The 18394-nt window shown below is 61.1% G+C and carries 17 protein-coding genes and 1 pseudogene; 9 read left to right on the forward strand and 9 right to left on the reverse strand.

Annotation, left to right across the window (positions count from 1 at the left end):
* The first annotated feature begins 61 nt into the window (after window positions 1-61).
* Together ACM6IQ_RS05500 and ACM6IQ_RS05505 are read left to right on the forward strand one after the other, a co-directional pair.
* The gene (locus tag ACM6IQ_RS05500; RefSeq protein WP_017336381.1) at window positions 62-1339 is read left to right on the forward strand and encodes an acetyl-CoA C-acetyltransferase; all 1278 of its coding nucleotides are present in this window, start codon (window positions 62-64) and stop codon (window positions 1337-1339) included.
* A 115-nt stretch (window positions 1340-1454) separates the two neighbouring features.
* Window positions 1455-2246 carry an AraC family transcriptional regulator gene (locus ACM6IQ_RS05505; protein ID WP_017336382.1) on the forward strand — a complete coding sequence of 264 codons (792 nt, stop codon included), beginning with the start codon at window positions 1455-1457 and terminating at the stop codon, window positions 2244-2246.
* 152 nt (window positions 2247-2398) lie between these two features.
* Here the strand turns inward: ACM6IQ_RS05505 and ACM6IQ_RS05510 are convergent, their stop codons facing one another.
* Window positions 2399-3166, reverse strand: a complete 768-nt coding sequence (locus ACM6IQ_RS05510; RefSeq protein WP_390959830.1) for a methyl-accepting chemotaxis protein — start codon at window positions 3164-3166, stop codon at window positions 2399-2401.
* Between the two features lie 90 nt (window positions 3167-3256).
* Window positions 3257-4345 (reverse strand): annotated as a pseudogene (locus ACM6IQ_RS05515) (cache domain-containing protein); the annotation flags it as partial.
* Between the two features lie 446 nt (window positions 4346-4791).
* Here ACM6IQ_RS05515 and ACM6IQ_RS05520 point away from each other — a divergent pair.
* Together ACM6IQ_RS05520 and ACM6IQ_RS05525 are read left to right on the forward strand one after the other, a co-directional pair.
* Window positions 4792-5685, forward strand: coding sequence for a PA4780 family RIO1-like protein kinase (locus ACM6IQ_RS05520; RefSeq protein WP_017336384.1), 894 nt, complete (start codon window positions 4792-4794; stop codon window positions 5683-5685).
* A gap of 68 nt (window positions 5686-5753) precedes the next feature.
* Window positions 5754-6971, forward strand: a complete 1218-nt coding sequence (locus ACM6IQ_RS05525) for an MFS transporter (RefSeq protein ID WP_414878223.1) — start codon at window positions 5754-5756, stop codon at window positions 6969-6971.
* Here the strand turns inward: ACM6IQ_RS05525 and cueR are convergent.
* The 3 genes from cueR to ACM6IQ_RS05540 form a co-directional block, all read right to left on the reverse strand.
* The gene (cueR, locus tag ACM6IQ_RS05530; RefSeq protein ID WP_414878224.1) at window positions 6925-7338 is read right to left on the reverse strand and encodes a Cu(I)-responsive transcriptional regulator; all 414 of its coding nucleotides are present in this window, start codon (window positions 7336-7338) and stop codon (window positions 6925-6927) included. The two genes, ACM6IQ_RS05525 and cueR, sit on opposite strands and share 47 nt — an antisense overlap.
* Window positions 7335-9728, reverse strand: coding sequence for a heavy metal translocating P-type ATPase (locus ACM6IQ_RS05535; RefSeq protein WP_414878225.1), 2394 nt, complete (start codon window positions 9726-9728; stop codon window positions 7335-7337). Before ACM6IQ_RS05535 ends, cueR begins: the two co-directional genes overlap by 4 nt.
* A 96-nt stretch (window positions 9729-9824) precedes the next feature.
* Entirely contained in the window at window positions 9825-10208 is a 384-nt protein-coding gene (locus ACM6IQ_RS05540; protein ID WP_017336388.1) for a hypothetical protein, read from the reverse strand.
* A gap of 147 nt (window positions 10209-10355) precedes the next feature.
* Here ACM6IQ_RS05540 and ACM6IQ_RS05545 point away from each other — a divergent pair, with 147 nt between their 5' ends.
* Window positions 10356-10553, forward strand: coding sequence for a heavy-metal-associated domain-containing protein (locus ACM6IQ_RS05545; protein WP_017336389.1), 198 nt, complete (start codon window positions 10356-10358; stop codon window positions 10551-10553).
* Between the two features lie 133 nt (window positions 10554-10686).
* Window positions 10687-11883, forward strand: coding sequence for a multidrug effflux MFS transporter (locus ACM6IQ_RS05550; RefSeq protein ID WP_017336390.1), 1197 nt, complete (start codon window positions 10687-10689; stop codon window positions 11881-11883).
* A gap of 8 nt (window positions 11884-11891) precedes the next feature.
* On the opposite strand, the gene ACM6IQ_RS05555 is transcribed toward ACM6IQ_RS05550, so the two are convergent.
* The 3 genes from ACM6IQ_RS05555 to ACM6IQ_RS05565 form a co-directional block, all read right to left on the reverse strand.
* Window positions 11892-12062, reverse strand: a complete 171-nt coding sequence (locus ACM6IQ_RS05555) for a hypothetical protein (protein ID WP_017336391.1) — start codon at window positions 12060-12062, stop codon at window positions 11892-11894.
* Between the two features lie 134 nt (window positions 12063-12196).
* Complete coding sequence (locus tag ACM6IQ_RS05560; protein WP_414878226.1) at window positions 12197-13210, reverse strand: zinc-binding alcohol dehydrogenase family protein; 1014 nt, start codon at window positions 13208-13210, stop codon at window positions 12197-12199.
* A gap of 33 nt (window positions 13211-13243) precedes the next feature.
* Entirely contained in the window at window positions 13244-13537 is a 294-nt protein-coding gene (locus tag ACM6IQ_RS05565; protein ID WP_017336393.1) for a putative quinol monooxygenase, read from the reverse strand.
* Window positions 13538-13655: 118 nt separating this feature from the next.
* On the opposite strand from ACM6IQ_RS05565, the gene ACM6IQ_RS05570 reads away from it, so the two are divergent.
* From ACM6IQ_RS05570 to ACM6IQ_RS05580, 3 genes are all read left to right on the forward strand, one after another.
* Complete coding sequence (locus ACM6IQ_RS05570) at window positions 13656-14585, forward strand: LysR family transcriptional regulator (protein ID WP_017336394.1); 930 nt, start codon at window positions 13656-13658, stop codon at window positions 14583-14585.
* A gap of 316 nt (window positions 14586-14901) precedes the next feature.
* Window positions 14902-15636 (forward strand): ArsR/SmtB family transcription factor, encoded by a 735-nt coding sequence (locus ACM6IQ_RS05575; RefSeq protein WP_017336395.1) that lies wholly within the window; start codon window positions 14902-14904, stop codon window positions 15634-15636.
* A 125-nt stretch (window positions 15637-15761) separates the two neighbouring features.
* On the forward strand, window positions 15762-17144 hold the full coding sequence (locus ACM6IQ_RS05580) for an MFS transporter (RefSeq protein WP_017336396.1): 1383 nt from the start codon (window positions 15762-15764) through the stop codon (window positions 17142-17144).
* Between the two features lie 114 nt (window positions 17145-17258).
* On the opposite strand, the gene ACM6IQ_RS05585 is transcribed toward ACM6IQ_RS05580, so the two are convergent.
* Window positions 17259-18212, reverse strand: a complete 954-nt coding sequence (locus ACM6IQ_RS05585; RefSeq protein WP_017336397.1) for an adenosine deaminase — start codon at window positions 18210-18212, stop codon at window positions 17259-17261.
* Window positions 18213-18394 lie beyond the last annotated feature (182 nt).

Genomic DNA, 18394 nt, shown 5'->3' on the forward strand with positions numbered 1-18394 from the left:
AGGAACACGCAGACCCTGTGGGAGTTGCAGTGTTTTTTAAATTGTTCATCAGGAGCTTTTCATGACTCAACTGCGCCGCGTCGCGATTATCGGTGGTAACCGGATTCCCTTCGCCCGCTCCAACGGGCCGTACGCCACCGCGAGTAACCAGGCGATGCTCACCGCAGCGCTCGAAGGCCTGATCGAGCGTTTCAACCTGCACGGTCTGCGCATGGGCGAAGTGGCGGCGGGTGCGGTGCTCAAGCATTCCCGGGACTTCAACCTGACCCGCGAATGCGTGCTCGGCTCACGGCTGTCACCGACCACCCCGGCCTATGACATTCAGCAAGCGTGTGGCACCGGTCTGGAAGCGGCGTTGCTGGTGGCCAATAAAATCGCCCTGGGCCAGATCGAGTGCGGTATTGCCGGCGGCGTCGATACCACGTCCGACGCGCCGATCGGCATCAACGAAGGTTTGCGCAAAATCCTCCTGCAGGCCAACCGCGCGAAAACCACCGCCGACAAACTGAAAACCTTTTTGCAACTGCGCCCCGGGCATCTCATTCCGGAATTTCCCCGCAACGGCGAGCCACGCACGGGCCTGTCGATGGGCGAGCACTGCGAGTTGATGGCGCAGACCTGGAACATTCCGCGCGCGGAGCAGGATCAACTGGCGCTGGAGAGTCACCAGAAAATGGCGGCGTCATATACCGAAGGCTGGCACAACGACCTGATGACGCCGTTCCTGGGCCTGACCCGCGATAACAACCTGCGCCCGGACCTGACCCTGGAAAAACTCGCTTCGCTCAAACCCGCCTTCGAGAAAAGCGCCAAAGGCACGCTGACCGCCGGCAATTCGACGCCGCTCACCGACGGCGCGTCGCTGGTGCTGTTGGGCAGTGAAGAATGGGCGAAGGAGCGCGGCTTGCCGATCCTTGCGTATTTACGCGATGGCGAAGCGGCGGCGGTGGATTTCGTCAACGGCGCCGAAGGGCTGTTGATGGCGCCGGTCTACGCGGTGCCACGCCTCCTGGCGCGCAATGGCCTGACCTTGCAGGACTTCGATTACTACGAAATCCACGAAGCGTTCGCCGCGCAAGTGCTCTGCACCTTGAAGGCCTGGGAAGACCCCGAGTACTGCAAAACCCGCCTCGGCCTCGACGCGCCACTGGGCTCCATCGACCGCAGCCGGCTCAACGTCAAAGGCAGTTCACTGGCGGCGGGGCATCCGTTTGCGGCTACCGGCGGACGTATTGTGGCCAGCCTGGCCAAGCTGCTCGACGCCGCAGGCAAGGGGCGAGGGCTGATCTCGATTTGTGCGGCTGGCGGGCAGGGTGTCACCGCAATAGTTGAGCGTTGAATCAAGACCTGTGGGAGCAAGCCTGCTCGCCCCACGGGGGATCAGCGGTGTTGAATGCGGGAGTGGCTTGGCCTAACGTCGACTCTTTAGCAACCTTGCAACACAAGGCTCATCAATGCCGACTAACGGACAACTCTCCCTCGAACGGACAATTCCCGCACTGACTTTACTGCCGCGCCCCCTGTACGCGCGGGCGGAAAGCCTCAACGCCGGTTCGTGGACCTCGTCTCATCGCCATGACTGGGTGCAATTTTCCTACGCGATCAGCGGCGTTCTCGGCGTGCACACCGCCGAGGGCAGTTTCTTTGCGCCGCCGCAGTGGGGGATCTGGATTCCGGCGGATGTCGACCATCAGGTCGTGACCTCGATGCGCGCCGAGATGCGCAGTCTTTATGTGCGCCGAGAGGATTGCCCTTGGGCGGACGATCGCTGTCGGGTGTTGGAGGTGACGCCGCTGGCCCGGGAGTTGATCAAGAGTTTTTGCCTGCTGCCCGTGGAATATCCACAGGGCGACAGCCCGGAAGCACGGTTGGTGAGTGTGTTGCTGGACCAGTTGGCGAATCTGCCCGAAGTCGGTTTCTCGCTGCCGTTGCCGCGTCATGAGCGCTTGCTGGGTCTGTGCAATGAGCTGATCGAAAGTCCTGAGCGGACTGTGACCTTGCAGGAATGGGCGCAGCGACTGGGCACGTCGGAAAAAACCCTGATGCGCCTGTTTCAGCGTGAAACCGGGTTGAGTTTTCGCGGCTGGCGTCAGCGGATGCGACTGCTGTCGTCGTTGAATGTGCTGGAGGAGGGTGACAGCGTGACGAATGCCGCGTTGTCTTGTGGGTACGACTCGACGTCGGCGTTTATAGCGGCGTTCAAAGGGTTGTTCGGGTTTACCCCCGGGGAATTGTTTCGACAGTAATTGTGGCGAGGGAGCTTGCTCCCGCTGGAGCGCGAAGCGGTCCCAGATCAGTCCACGCGGAGTCTCAGGATGGTCCGCATTTTCCAATTTTCACGACTGCTTCGCAGCCGACGGGAGCAAGCTCCCTCGCCACAGTTATAAGCGATTTTGGATCAGGTTCTGAAACGACGAACCAACCCGTCCAGTTCATTCGACAATCCGGCCAGGCTCTGGGAATCCAGCCGCGCCGAGTTCGCCAGTTCCGCCACCAACTGCGCATCGCCATGAATCTGGCTGATGTGCCGGTTGATGTCTTCCGCCACCTGGTGCTGTTGTTCTGCTGCCGTGGCGATCTGGGTATTCATGTCGCGGATCACGTCCACCGATTCACGAATCTGCCCGAAGCTGCTGCGCGCCTCGCCGATGCGGGTCACCGACTGCTGGGACACTTCCAGGCTCGCGTGCATCTGCTGAGTGACCTGGCTGGTGCGCTTGGCAAGGTTGCCGAGCAGGCCGTCGATCTCCGCCGTGGAATCGGCCGTGCGTTTGGCCAGCGCCCGCACTTCGTCCGCCACCACTGCAAAACCGCGACCTTGTTCACCGGCCCGTGCAGCCTCGATGGCAGCGTTCAGTGCCAGCAGGTTGGTCTGTTCGGCGATCGAACGAATGGTTCCGAGAATCGACTGAATGTCATTGCTGTCGCGTTCCAGCTGTTGCATCGACTGGGCCGATTGTTCGATTTCCTGGCTCAGTCGATCGACGCTGGTCACCGCCGCATCGATCTGCTGCTGACCTTCTCGCGCCTGGCGCTGGCCACTGTCGGCCGACTCGGCGGCCTGGCTGCAGGAGCGCGCGACTTCGTTGGCAGTGGCGACCATTTCATGGAACGCGGTGGAGACCATGTCCACGGCTTCACGCTGGCGCCCGGCCGCTTCGGCCATGTCGCTGGAGACCTGGGTCGAGCTCTTGGAGGTGGCGAGGATTTTGGTCGCGGCGCCGCCGATGCTTTGGATCAGGTTGCGAATCGCCGCCAGGAACTGGTTGAACCAGTTGGCCAGTTGCGCGGTTTCGTCGCTGCCACGGACGTGCAGGTTTTTGGTCAGGTCGCCTTCACCCTGGGCGATGCCTTCCAGGCCATCGGCCACGCTGCGGATCGGACGCACGATGACGCTGGCGAAACTGGCGCCGACGATGGCGAAGACCACGGCCAGCACGGCGGCGATGATTGCGATCAACCAGGTCAGTTGGGTCGCGGTGCTCATCACGTCGCTCTGCTTGATCAGGCCGATGAAGGTCCAGCCCAGTTGCTCGGACGGCCAGACGTTGGCCATGTAGCGCTCGCCATTGAGTTCGACTTCGACCAGGCCTTTGCCGGCCTTGGCCAGTTGCGCATAACCCTCGCCGAGGCTGCCCAGGGCCTTGAAGTTGTTTTCCGGTTGTTTCGGATCGACCAGTACGGTGCCGGAGTTTTCCAGCAGCATCAGGTAGCCGGTTTCACCGAGCTTGATTTGCTTGACCAGTTCAGTGAGCTGCTTGAGCGACACGTCGATGCTGACCACGCCGCCGTTGGTGCCCAGCTTGTTATCGATGGTGCGTACGGTACTGACGTAGGACGTGTCATTTTCGGCCCAGTAATAGGCCTCGGTACGGAACGGCTTGCCCGGTTTGGCCTGGGCCGCCTTGTACCACGGACGCTGGCGCGGGTCGTAGTTCGCCAGCTTGGCATCGTCCGGCCACGACACGTAGCCGCCGGCTGCCGTGCCGAGGATGGCGTAGGCGTAGGACGGATGGGCGTTGCCCAGGTCCTGCAGGAAGCCGAAGATTTTTTTGTCCATCTCGCCCTGGGGAATGCTGGCGGCGTTGGCATTCATGTAGGTCTTGAGGCTGTCGTCGGAGTTCGTGATCAGCGGCTGCCTGGACAGGTATTCGACGTTCTGGCTGATGCCGTCGAAGAACAGTTGCATGGCATTGCTGACCTGACGGATTTCGCGACCGCTGTTGTCGACGAATTCGTCCTTGGCATCACTGCGCAGGTTCAGCACAACGAGGGTGGCGACCAGCACCACGGGCAAGCAGGCGATGATTGCAAACGCCCACGTCAGCTTTTGTTTGATGTTCATCCGCGCTCCAGATTTTCTTGTAGGCCCACGCAGTGCAGATGACTCGCGGAATTATTGGCAGCCGTAAACGTACTTTTCGAACCCCTATCCCTTGGGGGCACCATCGTTTTCTATCGGAACGATCGTCGGACAATTCACTTTGTTACAGATGACTTCGGCTGCGGAAGGAGGAAATTTAGGGCTGTTGGAAAAAATCCTGCGAAGGGTGGCGACCGGTATGTCGGATTCTGTCGCAAATCCCCTTGCATCCCTTCTCCAACAAGTGCTGCCGGCTCGGCTATGATCCTTGGCGGTCGATGAACCTCGGCGGGTTTGTCGGGTTTTTCCGGCACATTGTGTGCATCCGCAACGTTCATAGGTCGGCAACCCCTCCCCCGAACGAGTGGATTGCCGTATAACGAATGACTTTCGCGTGTTTGGTAATAAAGGACCCACAATAAAAGCTGATGAAGACTCCAAAACGCATTGAACCCCTGATCGAGGACGGTCTGGTCGACGAGGTGCTGCGCCCACTCATGAGTGGTAAAGAAGCAGCTGTTTATGTGGTGCGCTGCGGCAACGAGTTACGTTGCGCGAAGGTCTACAAGGAGGCGAATAAACGCAGTTTCCGTCAGGCGGCCGAGTACCAGGAAGGCCGCAAGGTGCGCAACAGCCGTCAGGCCCGTGCGATGGCCAAGGGCTCCAAGTTCGGCAAGAAAGAAACCGAAGACGCCTGGCAGAACGCCGAAGTGGCGGCGTTGTTCCGTCTGGCCGGCGCCGGTGTCCGGGTCCCTCAGCCTTACGACTTCCTTGAAGGCGTGCTGTTGATGGAGCTGGTGGCCGATGAGTACGGCGATGCCGCGCCGCGTCTGAACGACGTGGTGCTGGAGCCGGATCAGGCGCGCGAATACCACGCGTTCCTGATTTCGCAGATCGTGCTGATGTTGTGTACCGGCCTGGTGCACGGTGACCTGTCCGAGTTCAACGTACTGTTGACCCCGACCGGCCCGGTCATCATCGACTTGCCGCAAGCGGTGGACGCGGCGGGCAACAACCACGCGTTCAGCATGCTGGAGCGTGACGTGGGCAACATGGCGTCCTACTTCGGGCGGTTTGCCCCGGAGTTGAAAAAGACCAAATACGCCAAGGAAATGTGGGCGTTGTACGAAGCCGGCACCTTGCACCCGGCCAGTGTCTTGACCGGCGAGTTCGACGAGCCGGAAGAGTTGGCCGACGTCGGCGGGATCATGCGCGAAATCGAGGCGGCACGCCTGGATGAAGAACGCAAACAAGCGGTCCGCGCGGCAGATGACGCGCCACCGAGCAAAACCGAAGAACCGCCTCCGCCCTGGATGCAGTGATCGGTTGACGAAAAACCCGGCTTCGGCCGGGTTTTTTGTCAAACGCTAAACCCTTTGCAGGATTGAATGTGGACACCTCCACCCGCAACGCCCAGTTGATCATCGCCGCCCGTCTGGTCTCGGACTTCGGCGCGTTCCTCAACATGGTCGCCCTGGCCACCTACGTCTACCTGCTCAGCAACAGCGCCATGAGCGTTGGCATCTTCCTCGCCAGTCGCGTGGGTGGAGGGATTTTTGCCAGCCTCATCGGCACCCGCTTCTATCGCCGCTGGGCCGGGCGTCTGCCGCTGATTGTCTTCGATGTGCTGCGCGCCGGATTGCTGGGGCTGCTGCTGGTCTTGCCGGTTACCCAGCAAGCGCTGCTGCTGCCGGTCATTGCCTTCGGGCTTGGCTTGGGCAACTCAATGTTTGCCATCGGCCTCAACAGTCAGCTGCCGCACTTGATCGAGGGCGATCAACTGCTCAAGACCAACGCCTGGATCACCTCGGCGTCATCGGCAGCCATGGTCGGCGGAAGTCTGGTGGCCGGGGTGTTGGTGGCAGCGTTTGGCTTTGAGGTGGTCTTCGCACTGAACGTGGTCACTTACCTGTTGGCCGCGTTGTTCATCCTGCCGCTGCGGTTTTCCGGACCGTCTCCCAGCGCCGAGCCCGATCACGAACGAGGCGAATGGTCAGCCCTGCGCCAGGGGCTGCGCGCTACGCCGGTGGTGGCGGCGATGCTCGCGGTCGCGATGGCCGATACCTTGGGCAGCGCCGCACACAACGTGGGTTTGCCGATCATTTCAAAACTGCTGACACCCGAATCCGCCAGCACCACGCTGGGCCTGATGCTGGCGGTATGGGCTTGCGGAAAACTCATCGGTGCACGGATCGCCAGCCGCCTCAAAGGCTCGGATAACGTGAACCTGGAAAGACGGTTTTTCTTCGGGGTGCTGCTGATGTCCTGCGGCTTCATCCTGATGTTCCAGCAACAGACCCTCTACGGCTTGCTGCTGTTCTCACTGCCGGCAGGGTTGGGCGACGGTTTCTCTGAAGTCGGCCTGATGTCGCGCCTGCAACGAGAACCGGACAGCCTGCGCCTGCCGATTTTCAGTTTCCTGACGTTGTTGCAGATGACCGGGTTCGGTGTCGGTATGCTGATCGCTGCACCGTTTTATGCGTGGTGGACGCCCGGCGCAGTGGTGCTGCTGTTCCACGGCATTCCCCTCACCACGTTGCTGGTGGTGAGGGGACTCGCGATCAGGAGCGAGCGGGTGCGGCGCAGCAACCCGACTCAAGATTTTTGAGGATCGGGCAGTCCGGACGGTGATCGCCATGGCAGTGCTCGACCAGGTCCTGCAAGGTATCGCGCAACTGACCGAGTTCGAGGATTTTCTGGTTGAGCTCGTCGATGTGCTGACGAGCCAGGGCCTTCACGTCAGCACTGGCGCGCTGACGGTCCTGCCAGAGGGTCAGCAGTTTGCCGACCTCTTCCAGGGAAAACCCCAGGTCCCGCGAACGCTTGATAAACGCCAGCGTGTGCAAGTCGTCATCGCCGTACACCCGGTAACCGCTGTCGGTGCGATGGGCCGCCTTGAGCAAACCGATGGACTCGTAATAACGAATCATCTTCGCGCTCAGGCCACTTTGGCGGGCTGCTTGGCCGATGTTCATCGGTTGTCCTCCAGATCCTTCGGTTTCCAAGTCTTCAACAGTAGCGCATTGCTCACCACGCTGACGCTCGACAACGCCATCGCCGCGCCGGCCAGCACCGGGTTGAGGAAACCGAACGCGGCCAGCGGAATGCCGATCAGGTTATAGACGAAGGCCCAGAACAGATTCTGACGAATCTTCGCGTAGGTCTTGCGGCTGATTTCCAGCGCGGCCGGCACCAGTCGCGGGTCGCCACGCATCAGGGTGATGCCGGCCGCGTGCATGGCGACGTCGGTGCCGCCACCCATGGCGATGCCGATGTCGGCGGCGGCCAGGGCCGGGGCGTCGTTGATACCGTCGCCGACCATCGCCACCACCCCGGTTTTCTTCAGTTCGGCGACGGTGGCGGCTTTGTCGGCCGGCAGCACCTCGGCGTGGACATCCTGGATGCCGAGCGCTTCGGCGACCACTTTGGCGCTGCCGCGATTGTCGCCGGTCAGCAGGTGACTGCTGATGTGCCGGGCGCTGAGTTGTTGCACCGCTTGCAGCGCGCCGGGTTTTAGGGTGTCACCGAAGGCGAACAGGCCCAGGACGGTTGGTTGCGGACTTTGCTCGATCAGCCAGGACAGGGTCCGGCCTTCGGTTTCCCACGCGGTTGCAGAGTCGGCCAAAGGACCGGCGCTTAATCCGCTCTCTTCCAGCAAGCGTCGATTGCCCAGCGCCAAACGGCGACCATCGAGGTTGCCGGCAATGCCCCTTCCGGTCAGGGATTGGCTGTCGCTGACATCGGCCACGGTCAATCCGCGTTCGACGCAAGCGTCCAGAACCGCTTTAGCCAAGGGGTGTTCACTGCCGCGTTGCAGCGCACCGGCCCATTTCAGCAAGGTCGCTTCATCACCGTCGACGGCACTTAAATGGGCGATGCGTGGCGCACCCGAGGTCAGCGTGCCGGTCTTGTCGAAGACAACGGCGCTGACTTCGTGGGCTCGCTCCAGTGCCTCGGCGTCCTTGATCAGAATGCCGTAGCGCGCGGCCACGCCGGTGCCGGCCATGATCGCGGTTGGCGTGGCCAGACCGAGCGCACAAGGGCAGGCGATCACCAATACCGCGACGGCATTGATCAGCGCCGTTTCGATGGGCGCGCCGTACAGCCACCACCCCATCAGTGTCGCCAGTGCAATCAACAGGACCGTTGGCACAAATACCTGGCTGACTTTGTCCACCAGTTTCTGAATCGGCGCTTTTGCGGCTTGTGCGTCTTCCACCAGACGGATGATTCGCGCCAACACGGTTTCCGCGCCCAAGGCCTGGGTACGAACCAGCAACCGGCCTTCACCATTGATGGCGCCGCCGGTGACCTTGTCGCCAGGCTGTTTCGGCACGGGCAGGCTCTCGCCGCTGATCAATGCTTCGTCGGCGTGGCTCTGGCCTTCGACCACTTCGCCATCCACGGGGAATCGTTCGCCGGGTTTGACCAGCACCAGATCATTCAGGCGCAAGGCGCTGATGGCGACGTCCTGTTCGCGGCCGTCGATCACTTGAATGGCCCGCTCCGGACGCAATGCCTCAAGGGCGCGGATGGCGCTGGCGGTCTGGCGTTTGGCGCGGCTTTCGAGGTATTTGCCCAACAGGACCAAGGCGATCACAACGGCCGAGGCTTCGAAATACAAATGGGGCATGCGCCCGGCGGCGGTGGCCCATTCGTAGAGGCTCAAGCCATAACCGGCGCTGGTGCCGAGGGCGACCAGCAGGTCCATGTTGCCGGCCCCGGCGCGCACTGCTTTCCATGCTGCTACATAAAAGCGGGCACCGAAGATGAATTGCACCGGCGTGGCCAGCGCGAACTGCACCCACGCCGGGAGCATCCAGTGCACACCGAACGGTTGCAGCAGCATCGGCAACACCAGCGGCAAGGCGAGGGCAATCGCCATGATCAAGACCCAGCGCTCACGGTGCAGGCGCTGTTGTTGAGTGTCGGTTGTCGGGTGTTCGACCTCCCAGACGCTGGCGTTGTAGCCAGCCTTGGTCACGGCCGCGATCAAGCTTTGCGGATCGACCTGGCCGAGCAGTTCGAGGTGGGCGCGTTCGTTGGCCAGGTTGACGCTGACACTTTTGACCCCCGGCACCTTGGCCAGCGCCCGTTCGACCCGACCGACGCACGACGCGCAGGTCATGCCGTCGATGCTCAATTCCAGACTCTGCTGCGGCACGCTGTAACCGGCTTGCTGCACAGCGTCCATCAACGCCGGCAGACTGTCGCTGGGTGCTTGAACGCGGGCCTGCTCGGTGGCCAGGTTGACGCTGACGGCAGAGGCGCCGATGACTTTGCTCAAGGCACGCTCGACACGCCCGGCGCAACTGGCACAGGTCATGCCGGCAATCGGCAGATGGAATGTGGTGGTTTCGGACATATCGGTCGCGCTCCCTGTAGAAGATGTCTACAGGATCAACCTTGCCATGCTGGCAAGGTCAAGCGCCATGTCTCAGATCAAAAGATCGCAGGTGAATCAATATCCGAGGTCAGCAGGCTTCAGGTACATCCCTTCCTGCGTCATCGCAATCCGGAACTTCAACACATCCCCGGCCTTGAGCGTGATGTCCTGCGACCCCGGCGCCAACATCCCCGGATTGCAGCCCGGCGCCTGGCCCGGCAGCAGCTTCAGGCGCAAGGAAACATTGCCCGGCGGCAGGTTGAACGATGTGCTTTGCTCCTGAAAAAGCCGCGCCGACAGTTGATCCTGGATGTACACGCCGATTTCGCAGTTGGTCGAGACTTCCAGGCGCTCGCGGGAAATGATCAGCACACCGTAATCCTCCCCGGCAGCATTGACCGAGGGCACGGCGGCGAAAAGGCTGAGGAAGCCAAACAGGCTGAGAGCTGACCAGCGCATGGCTGAATCTCCTGAGATCGAGTCATAGATGCACGCAGCTTGGCCGAGCGCGACGCCGATTGCCAGCCCGGCAGATCACATCAGAACTTGACCTTGCCATGGTGGCAAGCTCGAGACTGCTCGCAATCCCACTAAAGGAGTCATTCCATGCAAGTGTTCAACGTTCAAGGCATGTCCTGCGGTCACTGTGTCAAAGCCATCACTCAAGCGCTGCAAGCGAGGGATCCCGCGGCCAGCGTGCGGATTGATCTGGCGGCAAAGGAAGTTGGCGTCGAGAGTGCATTGACTGCGGATGAAGTGATCGCGGCGATCAGCGAAGAAGGCTATGAAGTGAAAGTCGCCTGAGGCCAAACGCAATCCCATGTGTGCGGGCTTGCATTTATCCAGGGGTTTTTAATAGTTAGCGAGCTATCGGAATGTTCAAGGTGTCCCCACGCGGCTAGACTGTGGAGCTGCCGACTTCAGCCCTGGATACCTGATGAACTTCCGTACCATTTTGATACTTGGCGCCCTGAGCGCTTTTGGGCCGCTTGCAATCGACTTCTATCTGCCGGCGTTCCCGGCCATGGCGCTGGCATTCGGCACCGATGAACAACACGTTCAGCTGACGCTGGCGGCGTATTTCCTCGGGTTGTCCATTGGTCAGCTGATGTACGGCCCGGTTGCGGATCGGTTTGGCCGGCGCATTCCACTGTTGACGGGTGTCGGTCTGTTCACCGCCGCTTCGTTGGCGTGCGCCTATGCGCCGAATCTTGAATGGCTGCTGGGCGCGCGTTTTGTCCAGGCGCTGGGCGGTTGCGCGGGGATGGTGATTTCCCGGGCGATTGTCAGTGACAAATGCGATGCGGTGGGTTCGGCCAAAGTCTTTTCCCAGCTGATGCTGGTCATGGGCCTGGCGCCGATTCTCGCGCCGATGCTCGGCGGTTTGCTGGTCAATACCACCGGCTGGCAGTCGATCTTCCTGGCGTTGAGCGGTTTCAGTGCCTTGGCGGCGGTGGCCGTGGCGCTTGGCTTGCCGGAAAGCATGCCCGCGCATGTGCCCCGTCAACCGCTGTCGGGCGCGCTGCGTCAGTACGGTCGCCTGTTGTCGGACCCGGTGTACCTCGGCCACGCCCTGACCGGTGGCATCGCCATCGCCGGGATGTTTGCCTACATCGCCGGTTCGCCGTTCGTCTTCATCAAACTCTACGGCGTACCGGCCGAGCATTTCGGCTGGTTGTTCGGCACCAATGCGGCGGGTTTCATTCTGGTGGCGCAGGTCAACGCGCGACTGCTCGCCAAGCGTGGCCCTGCTTTTTTGCTGGCGCGGACGGTGTGGATTTATCTGGCGGCCGGCCTGACGTTGCTGGCTGTCAGTTCGCTGCACACCGAACAGTTGTGGCCGCTGCTGATTCCACTGTTCATCTGCATCGCCAGCCTCGGATGCATCCTCCCCAACGCGTCGGCCTGTGCCATGAACGGGCAGGGCGCCCGCGCCGGGAGTGCGTCGGCGATGCTCGGGTGCCTGCAATTCAGCGTCGCCGCCGGGGCTGCGTCGCTGGTGGGTATTTTGTACGACGGCAGCGCCGTGCCGATGGCCATGGTCATCAGCCTGTGTGGAATTCTGGTGGTGAGCGTGGCGATGCTCACCCGGCGTTTGCAAAATGCCCGGGCGTTGGTGCAAGCCCAGGTGTGAGGCAGGTCTCAGCCAACAGCGCGCTGCTGTTGGACGGGAATCTGATGGGGGGCGTGCAAGCGTGCTTCGAGGGTTCGGGTGAAAGCGCGAGCTTCGGCTTCGCTACGGAACGTCACCGCGTGTTGGTCCAGGCGGACCTGCCACTGGGATTTTGCCAATTCTTTTATCAGGATCTTCATTGCTGACCTCCTCGGTTAAAAGATTGCATCGCAGAGTTCTGGATTGTAGACCTGAATACGATCGCAATTATGACAACGGTCAACCTTCGGACTGACGGTGTCGTCCATCCGGACGACACTTGTATCAATCTGTGTCAGAAGTCTTCGAGCACAATCTTGCCCTTTGACTTGCCGCTTTCCAGCAACTCATGGGCTCGCCGCAGATTCGCCGCGTTGATGGTTCCGAAGTGCTCGCCCACCGTGGTTTTCAATGTGCCGTCATCGATCAGTCCGGCCACGCGGTTGAGCAGTTTGTGCTGCTCGATCATGTCCGGCGTTTCGAACAGCGAGCGGGTGTACATGAACTCCCAGTGCAGGGACAGGCTCTTGCGTTTGAGCTTGGTGACGTCCAGCGCTTTCGGGTCATCGATCAGCGCGAGTTTGCCTTGTGGCGCCAGGGCCTCGACCAACTGATCGAGATGCTGATCGGTCTGGGTCAGGCTGGCGACGTGGGTCACCTGCGCAACGCCTGCGCGTTTCAGTTCTTCACTGAGCGGCTGGCTATGATCGATCACCAGGTCGGCGCCCAACTCACGCACCCAACTCTGGGTTTGCGCACGGGAAGCGGTGCCGATGACTTTCAAACCGGTGAGTTGACTGGCCAGTTGCGTCAGGATTGAACCGACACCGCCGGCCGCCCCGACGATCAGCAAGCTCTGGCCTTCATCGGTGTTGCCTTCGCGCACTTGCAGGCGTTCGAAAAGCAATTCCCAAGCGGTAATGGCGGTCAGCGGCAGCGCGGCCGCTTCGGCAAAACCGAGGGTTTTCGGCATATGGCCGACGATCCGCTCATCCACCACGTGCAGTTCGCTGTTGCCGCCGGCGCGGGCAATCGAGCCGGCATAGAACACCTTGTCGCCGGCCTTGAACAAGGTCACTTCGCTGCCGACGGCCTTGACCACGCCGGCCACGTCCCAGCCCAGCACTTTTGCCGCGCCGCCTTCGGGCTGGACGTTCTGGCGGACCTTGGTGTCCACCGGGTTGACCGAGATGGCTTTGACTTCCACCAGCAGGTCACGGGGGCCGGCGACCGGTTCCGGCAGTTCGATGTCTTGCAGGGATTTTTCGTCGCTGATCGGCAACGAGGCGTAGTAGGCAATGGCTTTCATGAGGAGGGTTCCGAACAGTAATAGAAGAAGGGATCAAGCCACGGAGCGCAGGCGCTTGAGATCGAAGTGTTCGATCAGGTCGCCGGCCTGGGCGCGAAAGTTCTGGATGTGTGCGCTGGCGTCGTGGGCTTGCAGCGCTTCGTCGCTGCTCCATTGTTCAATCATGTAGAAGGCCAGCGGATTGGCGAGGTCCTGATGCAGGTCGTATTGACCGCAACCGGCTTCGGCGCGGGTCGGCTCCAGCAGTGCACGCAGGTGTTGCTCGAGCGCGTCCTGTTGGCCGGCTTTGGCGATCAGGGTGGCAATGGCGGTGAAAGGCTGGGACATGGTCGACTCCAGGAGCAGGATGATTTCGATGCAGCAGATGATTGGCTATTTCTCTGCAAGATAAAACCCGCTAAAAGAGCAGTCTCTTTCAATATTTTTTTGATAATCGAGGCTGTAAATGCTGCGTTTCGATGACTTGCAGTTGTTTGTCCGGGCGGCGGACCTGGGCAGCCTGTCAGCGGCGGCGAGGGGAATGGACATGTCGGCGGCGGTGGCGAGTGCGGCGTTGAAGCGCATCGAGCAGCAACTCGGCGCCCGATTGCTCGCCCGCTCCACCCGCAGTCTGCGCCTGACGGCGGAGGGCGAAGGATTTCTCGAGTATGCCCGGGCCGCGCTGAGCAACCTCGACGAGGGCCGCCGATTATTGGCCAGCGGTCAGGATCAGGTCAGCGGGGTGCTGCAGCTGTCGGCGCCGTCGGATTTCGGTCGCAACCTGCTGCTGCCCTGGCTGGACGAGTTCCAGCGTGAACACCCCAAACTCACGGTGCGCTTGTTGCTGGGCGACCGCATCGCCGATCTGTTCCGCCAACCGGTGGACATTGCCCTGCGCTACGGTGAGCCGGAAGACTCCAGCCTGGTGGCGCTGCCCATCGCCCCGAATAACCGCCGCGTGCTGTGTGCCGCCCCGAGCTACCTGGCCCGGCATGGCGAACCGCGGCAACTGGAGCAACTGGCGCAGCACAATTGCCTGCTGTTCATGCTCGGCAGCCGGGTTCACGACCATTGGAGTTTTCACGACGGCAAACGCGAAGTCAGCCTGACCGTCAGCGGTGATCGCTTCAGTGACGATGCCGACGTGGTGCGCTTGTGGGCCGTGGCGGGTGCCGGGATCGCCTACAAATCCTGGCTCGATGTCGCCGCCGATGTATTGGCCGGCCGCCTGAAAGTGCTGATGCCGGAGCTGCTCTGTGAGCGCGCACCGCTGAATTTGCTGTGCGCCCATCGCGCACAATTGAGTAAGCCGGTGAACCTTTTGCGGGAAATGCTTGCCAGCCGATGTACTCGATTAGGCAGTCAATTTCCTGTGTTGGCGCATGTCGATCATTAGTCGCAGGCAAATAGCGAAATTTCCCTCAGGATCAATCACCACCAATGGTTTCCGGGGGGCAGGAACCGACCGGCAACGGGCTTATACTAGCGCCCGCCTCATGTACGCACCGTCGACCTCGCCATGGCGAGTCCGCGTTCGAGTCGGTCAGGCTCCACCGTCAATCCAAAGCCTTTGCAAGGTCTTCGAAGCAATGGCTTGTGTGAGTGGATGGCTTTGCCCGGTTTATGGCGGTTTCCACGTCTTGGCCGACGACACATTACTGGTCAAGATGTCTCTGAGCAGTAGACGAAACGATTCAACAGGGAGTGAATACATGGAACATGCACCTTGCATCAGCCAGATCGCCACGTTGCTGGCTGACCCAAAGCGCAGCGCAATGATGTGGGCCTTGATGGACGGCGCTGCGCGGCAGACCGAAGAGCTGGCATTGCTGGCCCGCCTGTCGCCGTCTTCGGCCAGTGCACACCTGGGGCGTTTGTCCGCCGGAGGTCTGTTGAAAGTCGAAACCCGCGGCCGCAAGCGATTCTTCCGGTTGGCCGCACCCGAAGTCGGGGCCGCGATAGAAGCGCTGGCCAGTGCGACGATCGCCAGCACACCTCGGGACATTCCCGATGTTTTCAGCCGCACCCCCGCCATCCCCAAACGTCAGGCCGCGCCCTCGTCCTTGTTGCGCGCCCGGCTCTGCGACGATCATTTAGGCGGCACGCTGGCCGCCGATCTGTACCAGCGCTTGCTGGATGCGGGCTGGATCGAACAGTTCGATCATCGGGTGTCGATCACGCACAAGGGCGCCACGCAACTGGCGACACGCGGCGTTTTCGTCCAGGCGCTGGCGCAGAGCACCAGCCGAGCCGCCTGTGCCTGTCCTGACTGGAGCGAAAGACGTCCGCACATGGGCGGTTCACTGGGCGCGGCGTTGCTGCAATTGTTCATGCAGTCCGGCTGGCTGAGCTTGCCGAACGATTCGCGCGCCTTGCACGTCACCGTGACGGGGCAGCGTGAAATCCACCGTTTCGCCAAGGAGACCGAGCTGGAAATGGCGTTGTAGACGCATCGGGATCGACGTCCGGGGGCACGGGCGTCGTTCAGAGCTGCGGCCAGGTCGCATCCAGCAATAACCCCCGGCGACCATCGCGCACACTCGTTCAGGGACTTTCGAACGGGGGATGTGGCATGGAAACACGAGGCTTCAGCGCGGCAGAACGATTGGAACGGCTGCCCATCAGCGGCTATCACCGGATCATTTTCATCATCATCGCCCTGGCGTTTTTCTTTGACTCCATGGACCTGGCGATGATGACTTTCCTGCTCGGCTCGATCAAAACCGAGTTCGGCCTCAGCACGGCGCAGGCCGGGTTGCTCGCCAGTTCGAGTTTCTTCGGCATGGTCGTGGGCGCATCCCTGTCCGGCATGCTGGCGGACCGTTTCGGCCGCAAACCGGTGTTCCAGTGGAGCATTGTGTTGTGGGGCATCGCCAGTTACCTGTGCTCCACGGCGCAGAATGTCGAGACGCTGACGCTCTTCCGCGTCCTCCTGGGAATTGGCATGGGCATGGAGTTTCCCATCGCCCAGTCGATGCTTTCGGAATTGATTCCGGCGAAAAGACGTGGGCGTTACATCGCGTTGATGGACGGTTTCTGGCCCTTGGGGTTTGTCGCGGCCGGGGTGCTGTCGTATTTCCTGTTACCGGTGATTGGCTGGCGGGATATTTTTCTGGTGTTGGCGGTGCCGGCGGTGTTTGTCCTGGTGATTCGCTTTTTCATTCCCGAGTCACCGCGCTGGCTGGAACAGGCCGGGCGTGATGAGGCGGCGGACAAGGTCTTGCTGGGTATCGAAGCGCGGGTCCGGACGTCGCTGGGTCATGGGGATTTGCCTGAGCCGATCCGCTTGCCGCGTGTGGCAAGTACGCCGGGCAACTTCTTTTCAGCTTTGCAGCAGATCTGGTCGCCGCTGTATCGCCAGCGCACGATGATGATCTGGAGCGTCTGGTTCTTTGCCTTGCTGGGGTTCTACGGGTTGACGTCGTGGCTCAGTGCACTGCTGCAGCAGTCGGGTTTCGCCGTGACCCAGTCGGTGTATTACACCGTGCTGATTTCCCTCGGCGGGATTCCCGGTTTCCTCATGGCGGCTTGGCTGGTGGAGCGTTGGGGCCGTAAACCGGTGTGCGTGGTGACGTTGCTCGGCGGCGGGGTGATGGCGTTTCTTTACGGTCAGAGCGCAGTGTTTGGCGGCAATGTCGGCTTGCTGATCACGTCGGGGCTGTTGATGCAGTTTTTCCTGTTCGGCATGTGGGCGGTGCTCTACACCTACACGCCAGAGTTGTACCCGACGTCGGCGCGGGCCACGGGTTCCGGTTTTGCGTCGGCGATTGGCCGAGTGGGTTCGTTGCTTGGGCCAATGGTGACCGGGCTGGTGTTCCCGATGACCGGGCAGGGTGGCGTGTTCGCGCTCGGGGCGATGTGTTTTGCGATCGCGGCGGGGGTGGTGTGGGTGTTCGGGATGGAGACGCGGGGCAAGACGCTGGAGGAGTTGAGCGAAGTGGTAACCGTAGGCTAAACACAAACCCTGTGGGAGCGAGCTTGCTCGCGATAGCGGATTCACATTCACCAATGACGCTGGATGTGATGGCCTCATCGCGAGCAAGCTCGCACCACATTGGGTCTTCAGCAGTTACGGTTTTACCAACCGCGCATCCAGGCTGTTTTGCGCCAATCGCTTGGCCTGATCCTGGGTCATGCCCAGATCGGTGTACAGCGCATGGAAGTTCTCGGTCACATACCCGCCGAAGTACGCCGGGTCATCCGAGTTCACGGTGACTTTCACGCCGCGCTCGAGCATGTCGAGAATGTTGTGCTGTGACATGTGATCGAACACGCAAAGCTTGGTGTTCGACAACGGGCACACCGTCAACGGGATCTGCTCATCAATGATCCGCTGCATCAGGCGCTCGTCTTCGATGGCGCGCACGCCATGGTCGATACGCTGGATTTTCAGCAGGTCGAGGGCTTCCCAGATGTATTCAGGCGGGCCTTCTTCACCGGCGTGAGCGACGGTCAGGAAACCTTCGTGACGGGCACGATCAAACACGCGCTGGAACTTGCTCGGCGGGTGACCCATTTCCGAACTGTCCAGGCCGACGGCCACGAACGCGTCGCGAAATGGCAGCGCCTGGTCGAGGGTCTTCTGTGCTTCGTCTTCGCTCAAGTGACGCAGGAAACTCAGGATCAAACCGCTGGTGATGCCCAGCTGCTGTTCGCCGTCCTTCAACGCGGCGGCGATGCCGTTGAGCACGACTTCGAACGGGATGCCACGGTCGGTGTGGGTCTGCGGGTCGAAGAACGGTTCGGTGTGAATCACGTTCTGCGCCTTGCAGCGCAACAGGTAGGCCCAGGTCAGGTCGTAGAAATCCTGGGAGGTGCGCAGCACATCGGCGCCCTGGTAATACAGGTCGAGAAACTCTTGCAGGTTGTTGAAGGCGTACGCCTTGCGCAGGGTTTCGACATCGCTCCACGGCAGGGCGATCCTGTTGCGTTCGGCCAGGGCGAACAGCAGTTCGGGCTCCAGCGAACCTTCGAGGTGCAGGTGCAGTTCTGCCTTGGGCAGTGCGTTCAGCCAATCGTACATTTGTTCAAATCTCATCAGGTGCAATGACGGCATTCTACAGATGCTCGCTGCAACAATTGGTAAAACCTGACCAAGAGGTTCATTGGCCGGCTGTCATCCATTGCTGGGCTAAGGTGTAACGAAACGTTAGCGCCGCTCCGCAGTCAGTTGCTCATCACACTGATTCCGCTCCATTCGGCAAA

It is taken from the genome of Pseudomonas sp. IT-P100 (assembly GCF_949767185.1).
Classification (GTDB): Bacteria; Pseudomonadota; Gammaproteobacteria; order Pseudomonadales; family Pseudomonadaceae; genus Aquipseudomonas; species Aquipseudomonas fluorescens_B.

Coding starts and splice junctions, on each gene's coding strand:
- ACM6IQ_RS05580 (WP_017336396.1), top strand. CDS start 15,762: ATGGAAACACGAGGCTTCAGCGCGGCAGAACGATTGGAACGGCTGCCC.
- ACM6IQ_RS05540 (WP_017336388.1), bottom strand. CDS start 10,208: ATGCGCTGGTCAGCTCTCAGCCTGTTTGGCTTCCTCAGCCTTTTCGCC.
- ACM6IQ_RS05565 (WP_017336393.1), bottom strand. CDS start 13,537: ATGTCCCAGCCTTTCACCGCCATTGCCACCCTGATCGCCAAAGCCGGC.
- ACM6IQ_RS05500 (WP_017336381.1), top strand. CDS start 62: ATGACTCAACTGCGCCGCGTCGCGATTATCGGTGGTAACCGGATTCCC.
- ACM6IQ_RS05575 (WP_017336395.1), top strand. CDS start 14,902: ATGGAACATGCACCTTGCATCAGCCAGATCGCCACGTTGCTGGCTGAC.
- ACM6IQ_RS05510 (WP_390959830.1), bottom strand. CDS start 3,166: ATGGCCGAAGCGGCCGGGCGCCAGCGTGAAGCCGTGGACATGGTCTCC.
- ACM6IQ_RS05545 (WP_017336389.1), top strand. CDS start 10,356: ATGCAAGTGTTCAACGTTCAAGGCATGTCCTGCGGTCACTGTGTCAAA.
- ACM6IQ_RS05585 (WP_017336397.1), bottom strand. CDS start 18,212: ATGTACGATTGGCTGAACGCACTGCCCAAGGCAGAACTGCACCTGCAC.
- ACM6IQ_RS05555 (WP_017336391.1), bottom strand. CDS start 12,062: ATGAAGATCCTGATAAAAGAATTGGCAAAATCCCAGTGGCAGGTCCGC.
- ACM6IQ_RS05520 (WP_017336384.1), top strand. CDS start 4,792: ATGAAGACTCCAAAACGCATTGAACCCCTGATCGAGGACGGTCTGGTC.
- ACM6IQ_RS05550 (WP_017336390.1), top strand. CDS start 10,687: ATGAACTTCCGTACCATTTTGATACTTGGCGCCCTGAGCGCTTTTGGG.
- cueR (WP_414878224.1), bottom strand. CDS start 7,338: ATGAACATCGGCCAAGCAGCCCGCCAAAGTGGCCTGAGCGCGAAGATG.
- ACM6IQ_RS05535 (WP_414878225.1), bottom strand. CDS start 9,728: ATGTCCGAAACCACCACATTCCATCTGCCGATTGCCGGCATGACCTGT.
- ACM6IQ_RS05570 (WP_017336394.1), top strand. CDS start 13,656: ATGCTGCGTTTCGATGACTTGCAGTTGTTTGTCCGGGCGGCGGACCTG.
- ACM6IQ_RS05505 (WP_017336382.1), top strand. CDS start 1,455: ATGCCGACTAACGGACAACTCTCCCTCGAACGGACAATTCCCGCACTG.
- ACM6IQ_RS05560 (WP_414878226.1), bottom strand. CDS start 13,210: ATGAAAGCCATTGCCTACTACGCCTCGTTGCCGATCAGCGACGAAAAA.